A 13,357-nucleotide genomic window follows, 5' to 3' on the forward strand; every position below is an offset into this window, starting at 1 on the left:
TCATAGATAGGAATGTCAAGGGGCGCAGAGTTTCTGAAGCTCCTTCAAGTACGTCTAATCATATTTCTAGAGCTTTGGTGATCTGCCCGTTGGCACGAGCCCGCTGACCCTCGATGCACTTCGCGTAGACGCGGAGAAGCACGTCAACCCCGTGCCCGGCACGTTGGGCCACCTCGGTCGGCGGGACTCCCGCGTTCAGCCAGAGGGAAACCGCGGCGTGCCGAAGATCGTACGGGCGGGCCGCCAGCGGAGAAGCAATCTGTTCGACAGTGAACGCCAACCGTCGAGCTTCCTGCCAGATGGAGGAGTACGCCGAGGAGGAGAAAGGTCGGCCTTTGCTCGTGCGGAAGAGCCTGCCGTCCCTCTCGGCACCGTGCTTCTCGATGTGCTCGCCGAGGATCGCGACGAGGACCGGAGGGATCGGGATCTCCCGGGTGTCGTCCTTGGCTCGGTGCTTGAGACCGCGTTCGTCATGGGTCTCCCCCGAGTTCGTCCACCGCTTGTTCGCCTGCGGACGTGCCTTCTCCAGGGTGATCAGGCCCCAGCCTTGAGCGGGAAGATCGCAGTTTTGCCGACACAGCCCCGAGGCCTCTTCCGGGCGGAGCGCCGCATAGTACATGCAGGCGAACATGGCCACCATCCGGGGACCGCGCGTCCAACCCACGTGCTTCACGGCATCGAGCAGTTCCCGCACCTGATCCGGGTTGACCACCGTCCGAGGATCAACGGTCCCGGTGGCTTTCGGAGGCTTCCATTTCACCGCGTGCAGCGGGTTCGCAGACAGCATTTTGAGTTCCACCGCGTACTCCATCATGTGATGGAGTACGGCCCGCTTGCGCCGTACCGTGTTGGCTGCCGCCGGCTCGCCGTCGAAACGGAGGGCGATCGCGTCGAGGGCTGAGCGGATCGTGACCGGTTCCAACAGGTCGACGAGAGGCAGAGATGCCGCTTCAAGCCAGCTGAACGCCGCTTTGTGCTCAGGCCGCAGTTCGCCGCGCCGCCGGTCGGGCAGGAAGGCGTACTCCCGCAATACCGCGCGGAGGTCCTCATCATCGGGCCTGCCCGGAAGATCCTTCGTGAGCACGGGGACGAGAGACAACAAGGCGTACGTCATCGTCTCTCGGGTCCGGGCCGCCGAGTGGACCCAGCGGGCCGCCATGTACGACCGTGCGAAGTCGAAGAAGGTCGGCCCGGAGTCAGCCTCTGAGGTGGCCATCGACTCGGGAAGGCCAGTCGCAAGGTCGAACGGCTCCCCCTTCTTGGCAGCCTGCCGGAGGTCCGAGAGGAAGTTCTCGGCGAGGGCCTTGGTCTTGAAGGTCTTGGACTTCTCCTTGGGCCCCACCTTCCACCGGACGATGTAGGACAGCGTCTTGCCCGAGGACTTGCGGCGGAGATCCCAGATCTTCACGTCATACGAGACGTTCATGCCGCCTCCCGGAGGGTGTCCAGCCAGGTCGCGAAGTCGCTCCGCCAGACGCGGATTTCTCCGTTGGGCAGCTTGATGCACCTGGGCGCGTGGCCAAGCTCGCGCCAGCGGTAGAACGTCCGGCGAGAGAGCCCGCCCAGTTCGTCGAGGACCTGGGGAACGGTCAGCAGCTCGTCACGCCGCCTCATCGGGCATCACCTCCACCGCTTGTCGGCGAGGTAGGTAAGGCCATGCCGGTCAGTGCAGCGGCGAGGAGGGCGTCACCGAGCGAGTAGCCCTTTCCGGCGTACTCCCATTCGGCGATGACGAGGACGGTGTCCTCGTCGAAGAGGGGCAGTCGGCCGGTTGTGATCGCCTCGTCGCGGGCGTAGGCGGTGCGGTCGGCTCGGATGTCGCCGAGGGTGGTGGAGTAGTGGCGGGAGCGGGTGGAGAAGTGGCCGCGGAAGCCGAGCATGTGGGCCCATTGGATCAGTCGCAGGTCGGCCAGTTCGTCGAGGGCGCCGAGGCGCAGACATTCGGCGATGAGGCGGCGGGGGTGTTCGCGGAGGTTGAAGGCGGTCAGGTCGTCGAGGGGGTTGATACGTCGGTCGAGGGTGCCGACGCATTCGGCGGCCTTGGTGGCGTACTTAGCGATATAGCCGGCCACGGCCTGGTCGGAGAGGTCGCCGTTCATGGTGATCGGCCGGGTGTCGACCTGGGTGCCCCAGCGCAGCACGCGGGAAGGTTCGTCGGCGACGGCAGGGACGGTCACGGACACGGCCGAGGCGGCATGCCGTACGGCGTCGGCCAGCAGGTCGGCCGCCGCCCAGGCCGGAGGCGGCGAGGTGGGTCCGTCCGGGCCGTCGAGGCGGATGACGGCGTGGAAGTGGACGACGCCGCGACGCTGGTATTCAGCGACCTTGGCGAAGGAAATCGTCAGCTGTTTGCGCAACTCCCGCAACGTCAGACCGGAGGATTTGGCGACGCGGCGGCGCAGGGCATCGGTGAAATACCGCCAGAGCTGCGGGGCGAGGGCGTTGAACAGCACGCTTCCGGCGTGGTCGTAGCAGTCGACACACAGCGGTTCGCCCAGGCACGCCTCGTCAGAGCCGTGCCGGGCGGTGCAGGACATGACGTGCCCGTGCGTGCAGGTGGCCGCATCGCGCCGGGCATGGCAGGGCAGGGTCTTACCGTTCTTCTCCCGCTGGGTGTGGACGGCGCCGAAGGAGGGGGCGGTGAGGGTGACGAACAGGCAGGGATGGCCGGTGACAGTGTCGGGGACGCCCTTGCCTCCGGCCAGGCCCGCGCGGATCAGTTGGTAGGTGTCAGCGCGGTAGACCTCAGCGCAGGCCGGGCAGCGGGACGCGCGGCGCGTCTTGCACGGGACGCGCAGGACGCCGTCGGGTTCGGTGCGGGTGCTGTAGCGGTACAGCAGCTCCCCCGTGGCCCGGTCGAGGTGGTCGACGCGGCCCCGCAGGTGAATCGGCTGGCGGCAGCCGCCCGTGGCGCGGATCTGGGCGGCCCATCGGGAGTAGTTCGGGTCATGCAGGCGGGCGATCATGCCCGTGATCGCGTGCGTGTTGGTTGTGGATGCGGGCAAGATGGAGACCTCCTTTCACTCGTTGGGTGAGAGGGGATGGCCCCCGACCTGGCAGGCGTCTTGGCGGATGTACGGCCAGGCCGGGGGCGCCGACGACTCTCAGCAGAAGCCGAGGCCATCGCAGGATTCACAGGTGATGCCGAGGCTGTCGAGTCCGGTGCCGCCGCACTGGCAGCACCGCCACCGCTTGGGCGGGATCTCAGCCGCAGTCACCCGCTCGTCGGGCGGATCAGAACCCATGGGGCGGTTCACCGGTGGCACCGTCTCGGGCGGCTTCGAGGATCGCCGTCACCTCGAAATGGATCGGTCCAAAGCAGCGGGCGACCGTGTAGAGGCCGTGCGGCAACAGGCGCGGGTCGACCTTCGTGCCACACAGTGCGGCGATCCGGTCGACCTCGGCGCGCAGGCCGGTGTCGGTGTTCTGCTCGGGGTAGTAGGTGATGATCGTCGGGTCGGTCGGGACGGGGACGGCGGAGTTGGTCTCCATGAAGGTGGCCAGGTCCCGCAGGCCGCAGATGAAGGCGGTACGGCGCTCGGAGTCGGTGGAGGTGGACATGAGTGGTTCTCCTTTCACGGGGCTTCCGGGGCTGTACGCAGGGTGCGCAGCAGGTCGGAGGCCAGTTGGTGGGATACGCCCAGACGGGCGCGCAGGGTGTCGCGGCTGATCGGCCTGCCCTGCGCGGTCTGGTATTCCTCGGCCACGCGGCGGGCGTAGTCGAGGAGCTCTGAGGACGGATTGTCCTGCTCGATCTCGACGATCGGGGCAGGCGTGGGGACCGGCTCGGGGACGACCTGCGGGATGGGGGACGGAGCTGAGGCACGGCGCTCTAGCATGGAAACCGCGACGAGGAAGGCGCCGGCCGGGGTCGCGGCGGTGATCCAGCCCCAGGCGGTGGGGTCGGCCTGGTTGAGGTTTGCGGCCAGGGACAGGAGGATCCCGGCGATCAGGACGAGAGTTGGCCAGGAGATCCAGCCGTCCGGGACGCGTCCGGTCTTCTTGTCGCGCTGGCGTTCGCGGGCGGCCATGACGCAGGTGAGATCGACGCACACGGCGATAGCCCAGGCCATCCAGCCGGACTGTCCGTGCTCGGTGGCCGTGTCGCGGATGTGGGTGAACGATCCGGCACCTGCGATGACGGCCAGGACCAGGACCGGCCCGGAGTCGAGCAGCCAGCAGGCAAGGCGTCGCATCGTGTTCCCCCTTTCAGGCGTTGAGGAGTTCGTCCAGGTCGCAGGTGTTCATCTCGGTCGTGTGGGCGCTCGCGGTGATCTCGCCCCAGGAGGGGGCCAGGTCGGCGTACATCCGGGCGGCGTGTTCGGCTGCCTGCTCGGAGACGTGGAAGGAGCGGGCGCGGTACCACTGGCCGTCCTGGGCGGCGACGATGGCGACGCCGGGTGTCTCGGCGGCGATGGCACGGGCGGAGATCAGTGCGGCCGGGTCGAGGTCGCCGAGGGTCATGGTTGCGGTCTCCGGGTCGTTGACCCGATGGCAGATACGCCCCGAGCACTGAGCGCGCAGCGCGGTGACACCGGGACCGAGATCGGAGCCGATGCGCTGGCCGCAGCAGAACAGGTAGATCCCAAAGGCCCGCCCGAGCTGGGCCACGCGCAGCAGTGCCGTCGAGGTCTTGGCGATCTCGTCTTTCTCGCTCTTGTCGGCCATCAGGTACAGCTCGGCCAGCTCGTCGACCAGGACCACGACCGGTACCGGCCGCACCGCCGCAGGGAGTTGCCAGAGATTGCGGGCTCCTACCGCGCGGCACAGGCCCATCCGCTCCAGCATGAGCGCTACCAGGTCGTCGAGCAGGCCGACCGACTCGGCGCGCGAGGTGGCCAACGCTGAGAGGCGGCAGCCGTACGGGGTGAACTCCACGCCGCCCTTGAGGTCGAAGCCGACCAGCGCGACCGGTTGCGGGGCCAGGCCGACGATGAGCGCGTTGGCGAGGTTCGATTTGCCGGACTGGGTGGCTCCAGCATTGAGCCAGTGCGGGACGGTCCGGAAGTCGATCACCCAGGGCTTGCCTGTCTCCAGGCGACCCACGGTGACCTTGAGTAGTTCGTCGGACGGTGGGAGCCGATCGATCCGGATGAGCGGGTCGCGCATGGTGGCGGCTAGGACGACCCGTCCGGGGCGGGGGGAGGAGACCCGGACGGCATGCACCCGCCAGGAGTGCGCGAGGCGTTCCGCGGCTTGGCTGTAGTCGCCTGGGATCTGCCCTTCCAGCAGGTGGAGGGTGACGCGCCAGCCGTGCCGGGTCGGGCGGGGGAGCCACATCCAGGGTTTGGTGTCGACGGCGACCCGGCGGAAGCGTCGCCGTACCTTCACGGTGCCGGTGGATACGATCGAGCCGGGGGTGAGGGTGAACCACCAGCGTGCTCGTTTCTTGGTCAGGCCGCAGCCGAGGGCGACCTTGCGCCAGCTTGCCCGGACGCTGATCGCGGTGAGCGGGTAGCCGGCCACCAGCCAGAAAGACCGGTGGTGGAAGTGCCGCCAGGCGTAGAGGATGACCGCCGCGCAGAACAGGGCGATGAGCAGCAGCCGCAGGGAGTTAGGCAAAGTCGCCTCCCTGGGGCACACCGGAGACGGGGACGATCGAGGCGGCCTTGTAGCTGATGCCCCAGCGAGAGGAGCCGTTGCTCGGGATCTCCCAGACGTAACCGACCATCGCGGTCGGCACCACGTCCTGACCGGGAGCGATCGGCGGTTCTCCGGAGGTTCCGACCTTGACCAGTTCGATCCGGCCGAACTCGTCCTCGGCGAGCAGGACGGATTCGTAGACCTTGTTGCCGTCCTTGTCGGTCTTGATCTTGCCGGTGTCCTGGTCGACGATGCGCGGACGGGCGGCCTTGACGCAGGTGAAGCGGAGCCGGTGGGTGTCGACGGGGATCGGGATGGTGCGCATGGGTGTGCCTCCTTCTTTCGTCTCACTCAACATAGTTAACCTAGTTGGCTTGGTTGTCAATGCTCCCGTGGTTGGCTTGGTCGCGTGTCTGTGCTGAACTAGGGACACAGGCGACAGAAGAGGGATGGATGGTCAAGAACACGGGGCGACCCGGCTACTTGCAGATCGCCGACGACCTGCGTGACCAGATCCGGCGCGGTTCCCTCGCGCCCGGTGATCCGCTGCCGTCCACAACACAGCTGGCGACCGCCTACGACGCCTCGCTGAGCGTGGTGAAGCTCGCCGTCGGAGTCCTACGGAACGAAGGGCTGGTCATCGGCCAGCAGGGCAAGGGCGTCTTCGTTCGCGACGACACTGCGCCGGCCCCACCGGCCTCCGATGACCTCACTGAGATTCGCGCCACGATCCGGGACCTGTCGGAGCGGCTCGCCCGGGTCGAGTCGACGCTGGCCGACCGTCAGTAGCGGGGTCACCCCCGCACGTGGCAGCCGGTCACCCGCCGGGCCAGACCTGCGGCGCAGCTTGGTGGAGCATCGCCCAGGCGCATCCGCCGGTCCTCCTGGCACATCCCGATCAGGACGAACACGTAGCCGACGAACACGGCCACGCCGAGCACGAGGCCGATGATCAGTGGGATCGCGGTCACGTCCAGCTCACCCCCGCCCGGGTGATGTCGCGCGGACGGCCGACTGGACGCCGTGTCTCCTCGCGCCGCTTGGTCGTCCTGCGCTTGGCTCCCTGACGCCGCATCCAACGGTCCCGCGCCCGGCACTTGCGGCACAGGAACTGCCCCTCCTCCAAAAGTGCGCCGCACCCGCAGGCGGGGGTCTCGTCGATCGGCCGGATGTAGTTGATCACTGTTGTCTCTCCTCTCGGTCGCTGTCGTGGTGCCTTGCGATACCGAGAGTGCGACAGAGAGTCAGGACGAGATCACTACAGGATGGGACATGTTCAGGACGTCCGGTCTACGATTGCCAGGTCCCTGAACGTCCCCTCCTACGGGCAGGTGAGATGGCGAACGAGCGGTTACGGGTGGCCCTGCTCGAACACGGCACCACGGTCGACGCGCTGGCCGAGGCCGTCGGAGTCGACGCCAAGACTGTGGAACGGTGGATCACCCAGGGCCGCATACCGTACCGAAAGCATCGATTCGCGGTCGCCAAACTCCTCGGTCTGGAGGAAGCCGACCTGTGGCCGGGCGCGCTGATCCTCAAACAGACGGCGGCGGTGTCCGAGAGCGAGATCGTCACCGTCTACCCGCATCGATGGGCCGTCCCCAAGGACACCTGGGGACGTCTGTTCTCGGCGGCCGAGCGGGAGATCGGTGTGCTGGTCTACAGCGGCATCTTCATCGCCCAGGACACCGGCATCATGCGCCTGTTCGCCGAGAAGGCGGAGGCGGGCGTGCGGGTGCGGATCCTGCTCGGAGATCCCGACTGCGCAGAGGTCGCCCAGCGCGGCGCGGACGAGGGCCTCAACGACGGTATGGCCGCTCAGATTAGGACCGCGCTCCTGCTCTACCGGTCATTGAGGCAGCGTGATGGGGTGGAGGTCCGGCTGCACGACACCATCCTGTACAACTCCATCTACCGCGGCGACGATCAGCTTCTGGTCAACACCCACGTCTATGGCAGGTTCGCCGCGGATGCGCCGGTCATGCACCTGCGTAAGGTCACCGGTGGCGACATGGTCTCGACCTACCTCGACAGTTTCGAAGCCGTCTGGAACCGGGCCACCCCGGTAGAGTCCTGAGCCATGGCCCGCCGGCTGGACTTCTACGACGACCCCTCAGCGCCCGCGCCCAACAGTCTGGTCCCCTCGGTGAACGTCGTGGTCGTCAACGACGCCGGGGACATCCTGATGATCCACCGCACCGACAACGACAACTGGGCCGTTCCCGGCGGAGCGATCGACCTGGGCGAGTCCCTGCCTCAGGCTGCGATCCGGGAGACGTTGGAGGAGACCGGGATCACTTGCGAGATCACCGGCCTGGTCGGCACCTACACCGACCCCAGGCACGTCATCCTCTACACCTCCAACGGCGAGGCCCGCCAGGAATTCTCCATCGTGCTGTGTGGCCGGCCGATCAGCGGCGAGCCCACCCCGAGCGATGAATCCCGTGAAGTGCGGTGGGTGCCCCGCGACCAGGTCGAGTCACTGACCATGGATCGGTCGATGCGGCTGCGCCTCAGCCACTACCTAGCCGGCGCCGCTGGACCGTACATCGGTTAGCGCGGCCTGAACCGCTCGCACGGCCGAGGTGATGCACGGGGTCGCGTTGCTGATGGACCGGCTGACCAGGTGCTCAGGACCGTACCGAGAGTGGATCTCCGCCAGACGGGCATCGACGTCCAAGACGAGACCGTCCGGGCTGGTGGTCATATCGCAGTAGGTCAGCGCCTCCACCAGCTCCGGACGTTCCCGATCGAACTCGGTATTCAGCACCTCCAGCAGGCCGCGCTCGGTCGCCTCGTAGACCGCGCACGAGTGATGCGCGACCAGGCGGGCCAGCTGGTCATCGGCCTGGTGCACGTCGCGTAGGTAGCGGGCGCCATCCAGCGGATGGAAGCCGGTGTCGACCAGCTCGGGCGCGTATCCGATGTCGTGCAGCCAGGCCGAGGCGGTCAGCAGATCGGCTTCCTTCCCGAGGATCGGTGCCAGTGTCTCGGCTCGCGCGGCTACTCCCTGGGTGTGTGCCCACCGGCGCGGCAACGACTTCTCCAGCAGTTGCCGCGCCAGGTCACGCGCCCACTCAGCTTGTCCCATGCGGCCCACGATAGACGCCAATCCCCGAGGTGAATCCAGAGCGCGAAACGAGACGTCCCAAGACGTCTTAATCTCGCACAGTCTGGACGAAATGGCCCCTGCCATGCCGGGACATGATCAGTCCCTCGTCTTTCAACTCGTCGAGAGCTTGACGGACCGTGTTGCGTGATGCGCCGTACTGCTTGCACAGTGCCAGTTCGCTCGGGAGCTTGGCGCCCGTCGCGAGCGTCCCTGTCCCGATCTGTGCCCGCAGCTCGTTGGCGATCGCCTGATACCGGTAGGCCGCACGGGGCTCCCCCTCGGGGCCGGTGACCACGCGGCCCTTACCGGGCAGCGTGATGATCAGATCCTCGTCCGCCAGGACGGCCAAGCTTCGCCGGACGGTGGAGCGGGCCAGCCGATAGTACGCGGCCAGTGCGGACTCAGAGGGCAGCGCGCTGCCCGGCGGGTACTCGCCCGCGCTGATCTGGGCGCGGATGCGATCGGCGAGCCGGTGATGAACCCGCCCACCCGTCAGCCAGTTACTCGTCTTGGGAGTCATCAGATCAGCAGCGGTAGGCGTCTGCGATCTTGTTCAGGTCGATGCTGAGCGTGCCCTGCTCTCCCTCGCGCCAGCCCTCATCCGCGACCTCGACGATTCGTTCAGCGGCCTTCAGCAGGTGCAGCGACGAGATGCGCTCGTCGTGCTCTGCGCCCCAGTAGAACCAGTGGAAGACCGTGTGCACGTACACGCGTCGCGTGCGGAAGTGCCGGTCGAGGACCTCCAGGCAGGGGTGTCCGTTGCCGTCCACGATCAGGACGGTGGTGATCTCCCGCGCTTTGAGTTCGCCGTCCAGGGCGGTGAGAAGATCTTGCTGGTAGGCGCGCTGTCGCTCTCGGGCAGTGGTCATGAACTTTGAGCTCCCATCGGTGTGAAGGGCAGAGCCTGGGTGGTCTGCTCTGTGCCGATGAGCTTCGTCTTCAAGGGTGCTTCTCTGACACCGCAACTCGGGGACGTCTAGGGACGTCTCGTGTTAGCGTCGCAGGCAGCGACCGTGTCACGGAAGGGAATCCCATGAACGAGAACCTCCGCCATGCCCTCATCCGGGCACGACTGCAACCCCTCGACATCGCCACCCACCTGACCGTCGACCCCAAAACCGTCGGCCGCTGGCTGAACGGCCGCATCCCCCACCCCCGCCACCGCCTGGCGGTCGCCGACCTCCTCCACGTCACCGAAGACGACCTCTGGCCCGAAACCATGCGCCAGCGCCGAGGACTTCCCAACGAGATCAAAGCCGTCTATCCACACCGGTGGAGCGTGCCGGCCGACACCTGGCGCACCTTCTTCGACTCCGCCCGTACAGAGATCGGCATCCTCGTCTACAGCGGACTCTTCCTCGCCGAAGACGCCGGACTACTCCGCATCCTCACTGAACGGGCAACCGCCGGGGTGAGGGTACGCATCCTGCTCGGCGACCCCAACAGTCCTCATGTGGTGGCCCGCGGAGACGAGGAGGGCACCGGCGGCGACGTCATGGCCGCCCGCGTCAAGAACACCCTCACCCTTTATCGGCCACTGCACGGCATCGACGGAGTCGAGATCCGACTCCACCGCACCGTCCTCTACAACTCCATCTACCGAGCAGACGACGAACTTCTGGTCAATCTGCACGCCTACGGCACCCGAGCCCCCGAGGCGCCCGTCATCTACCTGACACACACCGAGAGCGACAGCACCGCGACGACCTACCTCGACAGCTTCGAACGCGTCTGGAACAGTGCTGAACCCGCAGCTCAGATGACCTGATGATCAGCCCTCTTCAAGATCGAACGTAACTTATCTGTTCGTCTTTAAAGGCGGTCCGCTCCGCGGCCCGCCGGGCGCGCCGGTCGGCAAGCGTGCCCGGCTGCGGCTCTTCGGCCGGTCCGGGCACGCACCGCCCGGCGCGCCCGATGCCAGCAGAAGCCGCTGTACGGCAGCGAGAGTCGCTCCTTTCGTTCCTCGTCATGCCGACTGAGCGTCGACTACCTCCTACCTTGTCCCACTGGCCACCGTCACGGAGATCAGTCGGCTACGGCACGTCGAGAACATCCCCCTGCTCGGATGGTTTCCAGTAAGTTCCCGTCGTCGTAGCTGAGCTAGGGGCGGGCCATTGCACCGATACAGGGTTCCGATCGCGCTGTGGCTGGTCACCGCACGGGGTTGAGGGCGATCGAAGGTCCGGGGCTTCGCCCCGGCCCACCGCGCAAGCAGGGCTGACCTGCGCATTCCGCTGGCGCCAGGGACCAGGCCCCATAGGATGTGCGGCTGTTCAACGGCTTGCGCTCGTAGGCTTACACCAGCCCCTCATTGAGAGGACTGACCTCGTCACGCAGGCGTTCGATGTTTATATCCAGGTTCCTGGTGATCTTGTTCAGCACATGCGGGGCATACGCAGCGATGTCGCGCAATGTGGAGCTGTCATCCAGCGGCTGACCAGACAGCTTGCCTCCGTGGTATTGGTTGAGGTATTTGATGACCTCATCCTTATGCTCGTACGACTGGAAGGGATCTACCTCTGCGTAATCGTGTGCGTCGGTCAGGTGCACGAACCTGTTTCCGAACCTATACACAGCATCTACCCAGCCCTTGTCGCCGGTAGCGACATCGATCATCTTTCGATCAGGAATACGGCCTCGGTCGTCCGTAAATCCCTTGCCGGTAACGCAGGATGCCAAAATACGGTCCCGCACATCCGGGTTGTACAGTAGGTAGATAACGCGGATCATGGAGTCGAGCTCCATGCGCAGCACGCTACCAGCGATCGCCCACCAGCCCCGTTCCAGCGCGATGTCCATGGCTTGGCGATGTTCCTGCGAACGGGCCTCGACCGTCCTGCAGAAGGTGTAGAAGTCCTCGGCTGCCGTCACAAGGAGGATATTAGGGCTCGAGTCGCCGCCGTGCCCGTTTTGAGACGCACCGAAGGAAGAACGACCGGGAGCCACCGGACAACGAAACGCCCTTTGCTCTCACCCTCCCAAATCCTGCCAAGAACAGGGCATTCGGAGGTGACGGCCGTGCGACTTCATCTTCTGCATAAGGGTGAAGCCATCCTTGGCCTCGACATCCCCGTTGCCTACGGCCATGGTCATGATGTCGAGCGTCTCGCGTGTGGTGATGCCCTGAAAGTGGGCATATCGCAGAGACTCTCGATCGTCGGAGATCCACCAAGAGCCGGTGAGCTCAGTCCAGTTCTTGATGACGTAGCAGGACTGGGCCTCACCCAGGTGCTTGAGGGGGAATAGATCGTCACCGCCGAAGACCACGCGGCGGATAGACTCGATCTTGTGGGCGTCGTCCGGGTCGTCGATCTCGATGGGCTCGCCGAGCCATCCGTTCGCGTTCAGGCATGCGAGAGCGGGGAGGTGCACAGCCGACCGGGATGCCTCATAGGCGACGGCCTCGGTCCACCGTCCACGGCCGTTGAGCGTTACCTCCAGCAGATCTAGCCGGTCAACGCAGGCGAAGTTGCACAGGATGGTGTTGTCGGGGAAGAGGTAGGTGGTCATAAGGCGGCTGGCGTCCCCTCGTTGGACTCCAGCGCGGCTCGCAGGCTGTCCACATCCTCACCGAGGAGGTTCGCATACGGCCGGAGCGTCGCCTGACCGGTCTCATATGCGGAATAGGTGTCGCGAAGCAGGAGGCCAGGCGGGCGCGGTGTCCCCGTTTCGGTCACCCAGCGGGCATACCACTCACCCTTGCCCGCGAGCCGGGCAGCGTCAGCGCCGGTCATGCGCTTGTACCGGTCGGCTCCGCCAGAGTCGATGATCCGGAGCTGGGACAGCCGGATGGCGAGGCTGGATGGGCTCACCCGTAGGTCACAGGCCAGTTCGGCGAAGGTCTTTTCGGAGAGTCCGCCTTGTTTGAGACGCTCACGGAGGAGCGCTTCGGGCATGAGGAAGGCTGAGGCGAAGGCGTTCGCCTGTAGCTCGCTTGGTTCACGCGACTGTGCTTTGTCGAAGACATTTCGATCGACGTGCACCGCCTGATCATCCCCGGCCATCAGGTGGCCCAGTTCATGGGCGAGGGTGAAGCGCTGCCGCGCGGGCACGCGGGTGGTCGCCAGCACGATGAGCTTCACCTCCTCGGAGGACACCGCCAGACCGTCGAAACCTGTGCCGAGTTCAACCAAGGCAACATCGACACCGAAAACATTTTCCGCCAAGTAGAGGAGATCTCGGTCTAGAATCGAAAGATTCTCCTCGCGGAGTGTGGCGTGAGCAAAGTCGGCAAGGCGTCGCGCCCGGTCGAGGTAGCTCCCGAATCTAAGGTCCGCATCCGGCGGCACCCAGGGTTGCTGGTAGCCAAGCGCGGCAAGGTCGGCGCGCATCGTGCTATACCGCCGAGCTATATCCAGGGCTTCGCTGGCCTGCCCGGTGGTCGTCCTGGCGGCCACTACCAGAGGTGGCTCCTCGCCGGTGATGAGCCAGTCGACGCTTACCTTGAACTCGTCGGCGATGCGAGCCAGGTCGAGAGAGGAGAATCGGCGGGTGCCACCGAGCGACTTGGACAGCTTGGAATCATCGAGCCCGATCCGCCGACCGAAGACATGCTGGCTGAGGCCAGAGGTCTCGATCAGCTGCCGGACACGGTCGGCAATGCTAGACACATCGGCAGACTATCAAGCGTCTTGCGATTTTCGAAAAGAATCGCCAAGATAA

The 13,357-nt window shown here is 65.9% G+C and carries 19 protein-coding genes; 4 read left to right on the forward strand and 15 right to left on the reverse strand.

Translation table 11 applies throughout. The annotated features are described in order from the left end of the window. Positions 1–58 precede the first annotated feature (58 nt). From ABZ664_RS29770 to ABZ664_RS29800, 7 genes are all read right to left on the reverse strand, one after another. Positions 59–1,426 (reverse strand): tyrosine-type recombinase/integrase, encoded by a 1,368-nt coding sequence (locus ABZ664_RS29770; protein ID WP_362516831.1) that lies wholly within the window; start codon positions 1,424–1,426, stop codon positions 59–61. Next, positions 1,423–1,614, reverse strand: a complete 192-nt coding sequence (locus ABZ664_RS29775; protein ID WP_362516833.1) for a helix-turn-helix domain-containing protein — start codon at positions 1,612–1,614, stop codon at positions 1,423–1,425. Before ABZ664_RS29775 ends, ABZ664_RS29770 begins: the two co-directional genes overlap by 4 nt. Next, positions 1,611–3,005 (reverse strand): replication initiator, encoded by a 1,395-nt coding sequence (locus ABZ664_RS29780; protein WP_362516835.1) that lies wholly within the window; start codon positions 3,003–3,005, stop codon positions 1,611–1,613. The genes ABZ664_RS29775 and ABZ664_RS29780 overlap by 4 nt, the downstream gene beginning before the upstream one ends. A gap of 229 nt (positions 3,006–3,234) precedes the next feature. Beyond that, a complete protein-coding gene (locus tag ABZ664_RS29785; protein WP_362516837.1) occupies positions 3,235–3,561 on the reverse strand; it encodes a hypothetical protein in 327 nt (108 codons plus the stop codon). Positions 3,562–3,575: 14 nt separating this feature from the next. Then, positions 3,576–4,196 carry a DUF2637 domain-containing protein gene (locus ABZ664_RS29790; RefSeq protein WP_362516839.1) on the reverse strand — a complete coding sequence of 207 codons (621 nt, stop codon included), beginning with the start codon at positions 4,194–4,196 and terminating at the stop codon, positions 3,576–3,578. Between the two features lie 13 nt (positions 4,197–4,209). Further along, on the reverse strand, positions 4,210–5,562 hold the full coding sequence (locus ABZ664_RS29795; protein WP_362516841.1) for an FtsK/SpoIIIE domain-containing protein: 1,353 nt from the start codon (positions 5,560–5,562) through the stop codon (positions 4,210–4,212). Further along, a complete protein-coding gene (locus tag ABZ664_RS29800) occupies positions 5,555–5,908 on the reverse strand; it encodes a hypothetical protein (protein ID WP_362516843.1) in 354 nt (117 codons plus the stop codon). The genes ABZ664_RS29795 and ABZ664_RS29800 overlap by 8 nt, the downstream gene beginning before the upstream one ends. A 128-nt stretch (positions 5,909–6,036) precedes the next feature. On the opposite strand from ABZ664_RS29800, the gene ABZ664_RS29805 reads away from it, so the two are divergent. After that, the gene (locus tag ABZ664_RS29805) at positions 6,037–6,372 is read left to right on the forward strand and encodes a winged helix-turn-helix domain-containing protein (RefSeq protein WP_362516846.1); all 336 of its coding nucleotides are present in this window, start codon (positions 6,037–6,039) and stop codon (positions 6,370–6,372) included. Positions 6,373–6,377: 5 nt separating this feature from the next. Here the strand turns inward: ABZ664_RS29805 and ABZ664_RS29810 are convergent, their stop codons facing one another. Beyond that, positions 6,378–6,554: a hypothetical protein gene (locus tag ABZ664_RS29810; RefSeq protein WP_362516848.1), complete on the reverse strand. Its 177-nt coding sequence runs from the start codon at positions 6,552–6,554 to the stop codon at positions 6,378–6,380. Then, entirely contained in the window at positions 6,551–6,766 is a 216-nt protein-coding gene (locus tag ABZ664_RS29815) for a hypothetical protein (RefSeq protein WP_362516850.1), read from the reverse strand. The genes ABZ664_RS29810 and ABZ664_RS29815 overlap by 4 nt, the downstream gene beginning before the upstream one ends. 153 nt (positions 6,767–6,919) lie before the next feature. On the opposite strand from ABZ664_RS29815, the gene ABZ664_RS29820 reads away from it, so the two are divergent. Together ABZ664_RS29820 and ABZ664_RS29825 are read left to right on the forward strand one after the other, a co-directional pair. Continuing rightward, entirely contained in the window at positions 6,920–7,660 is a 741-nt protein-coding gene (locus ABZ664_RS29820; protein ID WP_362516852.1) for a helix-turn-helix transcriptional regulator, read from the forward strand. Positions 7,661–7,663: 3 nt separating this feature from the next. Further along, on the forward strand, positions 7,664–8,140 hold the full coding sequence (locus ABZ664_RS29825) for an NUDIX domain-containing protein (RefSeq protein WP_362516854.1): 477 nt from the start codon (positions 7,664–7,666) through the stop codon (positions 8,138–8,140). Here ABZ664_RS29825 and ABZ664_RS29830 read toward each other — a convergent pair. From ABZ664_RS29830 to ABZ664_RS29840, 3 genes are all read right to left on the reverse strand, one after another. After that, complete coding sequence (locus tag ABZ664_RS29830) at positions 8,108–8,674, reverse strand: HD domain-containing protein (protein WP_362516856.1); 567 nt, start codon at positions 8,672–8,674, stop codon at positions 8,108–8,110. The genes ABZ664_RS29825 and ABZ664_RS29830 overlap by 33 nt on opposite strands. Positions 8,675–8,741: 67 nt before the next feature. After that, positions 8,742–9,215, reverse strand: a complete 474-nt coding sequence (locus ABZ664_RS29835) for a GntR family transcriptional regulator (RefSeq protein WP_362516858.1) — start codon at positions 9,213–9,215, stop codon at positions 8,742–8,744. Positions 9,216–9,219: 4 nt separating this feature from the next. After that, on the reverse strand, positions 9,220–9,564 hold the full coding sequence (locus ABZ664_RS29840; protein ID WP_362516861.1) for a hypothetical protein: 345 nt from the start codon (positions 9,562–9,564) through the stop codon (positions 9,220–9,222). Positions 9,565–9,728: 164 nt separating this feature from the next. Between ABZ664_RS29840 and ABZ664_RS29845 the strand changes: the two genes are divergently transcribed. Beyond that, entirely contained in the window at positions 9,729–10,463 is a 735-nt protein-coding gene (locus ABZ664_RS29845; protein WP_362516863.1) for a helix-turn-helix transcriptional regulator, read from the forward strand. A 527-nt stretch (positions 10,464–10,990) separates the two neighbouring features. Here ABZ664_RS29845 and ABZ664_RS29850 read toward each other — a convergent pair. The 3 genes from ABZ664_RS29850 to ABZ664_RS29860 all read right to left on the reverse strand — a co-directional run bounded on the left by ABZ664_RS29850 (position 10,991) and on the right by ABZ664_RS29860 (position 13,305). Beyond that, complete coding sequence (locus ABZ664_RS29850; RefSeq protein ID WP_362516865.1) at positions 10,991–11,566, reverse strand: hypothetical protein; 576 nt, start codon at positions 11,564–11,566, stop codon at positions 10,991–10,993. 99 nt (positions 11,567–11,665) lie between these two features. Continuing rightward, complete coding sequence (locus ABZ664_RS29855; protein ID WP_362516867.1) at positions 11,666–12,205, reverse strand: hypothetical protein; 540 nt, start codon at positions 12,203–12,205, stop codon at positions 11,666–11,668. Next, complete coding sequence (locus tag ABZ664_RS29860; RefSeq protein WP_362516869.1) at positions 12,202–13,305, reverse strand: XRE family transcriptional regulator; 1,104 nt, start codon at positions 13,303–13,305, stop codon at positions 12,202–12,204. Before ABZ664_RS29860 ends, ABZ664_RS29855 begins: the two co-directional genes overlap by 4 nt. Positions 13,306–13,357: the final 52 nt, after the last annotated feature.

This window comes from Streptosporangium sp. NPDC006930 (genome assembly GCF_040635605.1).
GTDB lineage: Bacteria > Actinomycetota > Actinomycetes > Streptosporangiales > Streptosporangiaceae > Streptosporangium.

Excerpts from the sequence above, each read along its gene's own strand:
- ABZ664_RS29770 (WP_362516831.1), bottom strand. The coding sequence starts at position 1,426 with ATGAACGTCTCGTATGACGTGAAGATCTGGGATCTCCGCCGCAAGTCC.
- ABZ664_RS29775 (WP_362516833.1), bottom strand. The coding sequence starts at position 1,614 with ATGAGGCGGCGTGACGAGCTGCTGACCGTTCCCCAGGTCCTCGACGAA.
- ABZ664_RS29785 (WP_362516837.1), bottom strand. The coding sequence starts at position 3,561 with ATGTCCACCTCCACCGACTCCGAGCGCCGTACCGCCTTCATCTGCGGC.
- ABZ664_RS29790 (WP_362516839.1), bottom strand. The coding sequence starts at position 4,196 with ATGCGACGCCTTGCCTGCTGGCTGCTCGACTCCGGGCCGGTCCTGGTC.
- ABZ664_RS29800 (WP_362516843.1), bottom strand. The coding sequence starts at position 5,908 with ATGCGCACCATCCCGATCCCCGTCGACACCCACCGGCTCCGCTTCACC.
- ABZ664_RS29805 (WP_362516846.1), top strand. The coding sequence starts at position 6,037 with ATGGTCAAGAACACGGGGCGACCCGGCTACTTGCAGATCGCCGACGAC.
- ABZ664_RS29820 (WP_362516852.1), top strand. The coding sequence starts at position 6,920 with ATGGCGAACGAGCGGTTACGGGTGGCCCTGCTCGAACACGGCACCACG.
- ABZ664_RS29825 (WP_362516854.1), top strand. The coding sequence starts at position 7,664 with ATGGCCCGCCGGCTGGACTTCTACGACGACCCCTCAGCGCCCGCGCCC.
- ABZ664_RS29830 (WP_362516856.1), bottom strand. The coding sequence starts at position 8,674 with ATGGGACAAGCTGAGTGGGCGCGTGACCTGGCGCGGCAACTGCTGGAG.
- ABZ664_RS29835 (WP_362516858.1), bottom strand. The coding sequence starts at position 9,215 with ATGACTCCCAAGACGAGTAACTGGCTGACGGGTGGGCGGGTTCATCAC.
- ABZ664_RS29840 (WP_362516861.1), bottom strand. The coding sequence starts at position 9,564 with ATGACCACTGCCCGAGAGCGACAGCGCGCCTACCAGCAAGATCTTCTC.
- ABZ664_RS29845 (WP_362516863.1), top strand. The coding sequence starts at position 9,729 with ATGAACGAGAACCTCCGCCATGCCCTCATCCGGGCACGACTGCAACCC.
- ABZ664_RS29855 (WP_362516867.1), bottom strand. The coding sequence starts at position 12,205 with ATGACCACCTACCTCTTCCCCGACAACACCATCCTGTGCAACTTCGCC.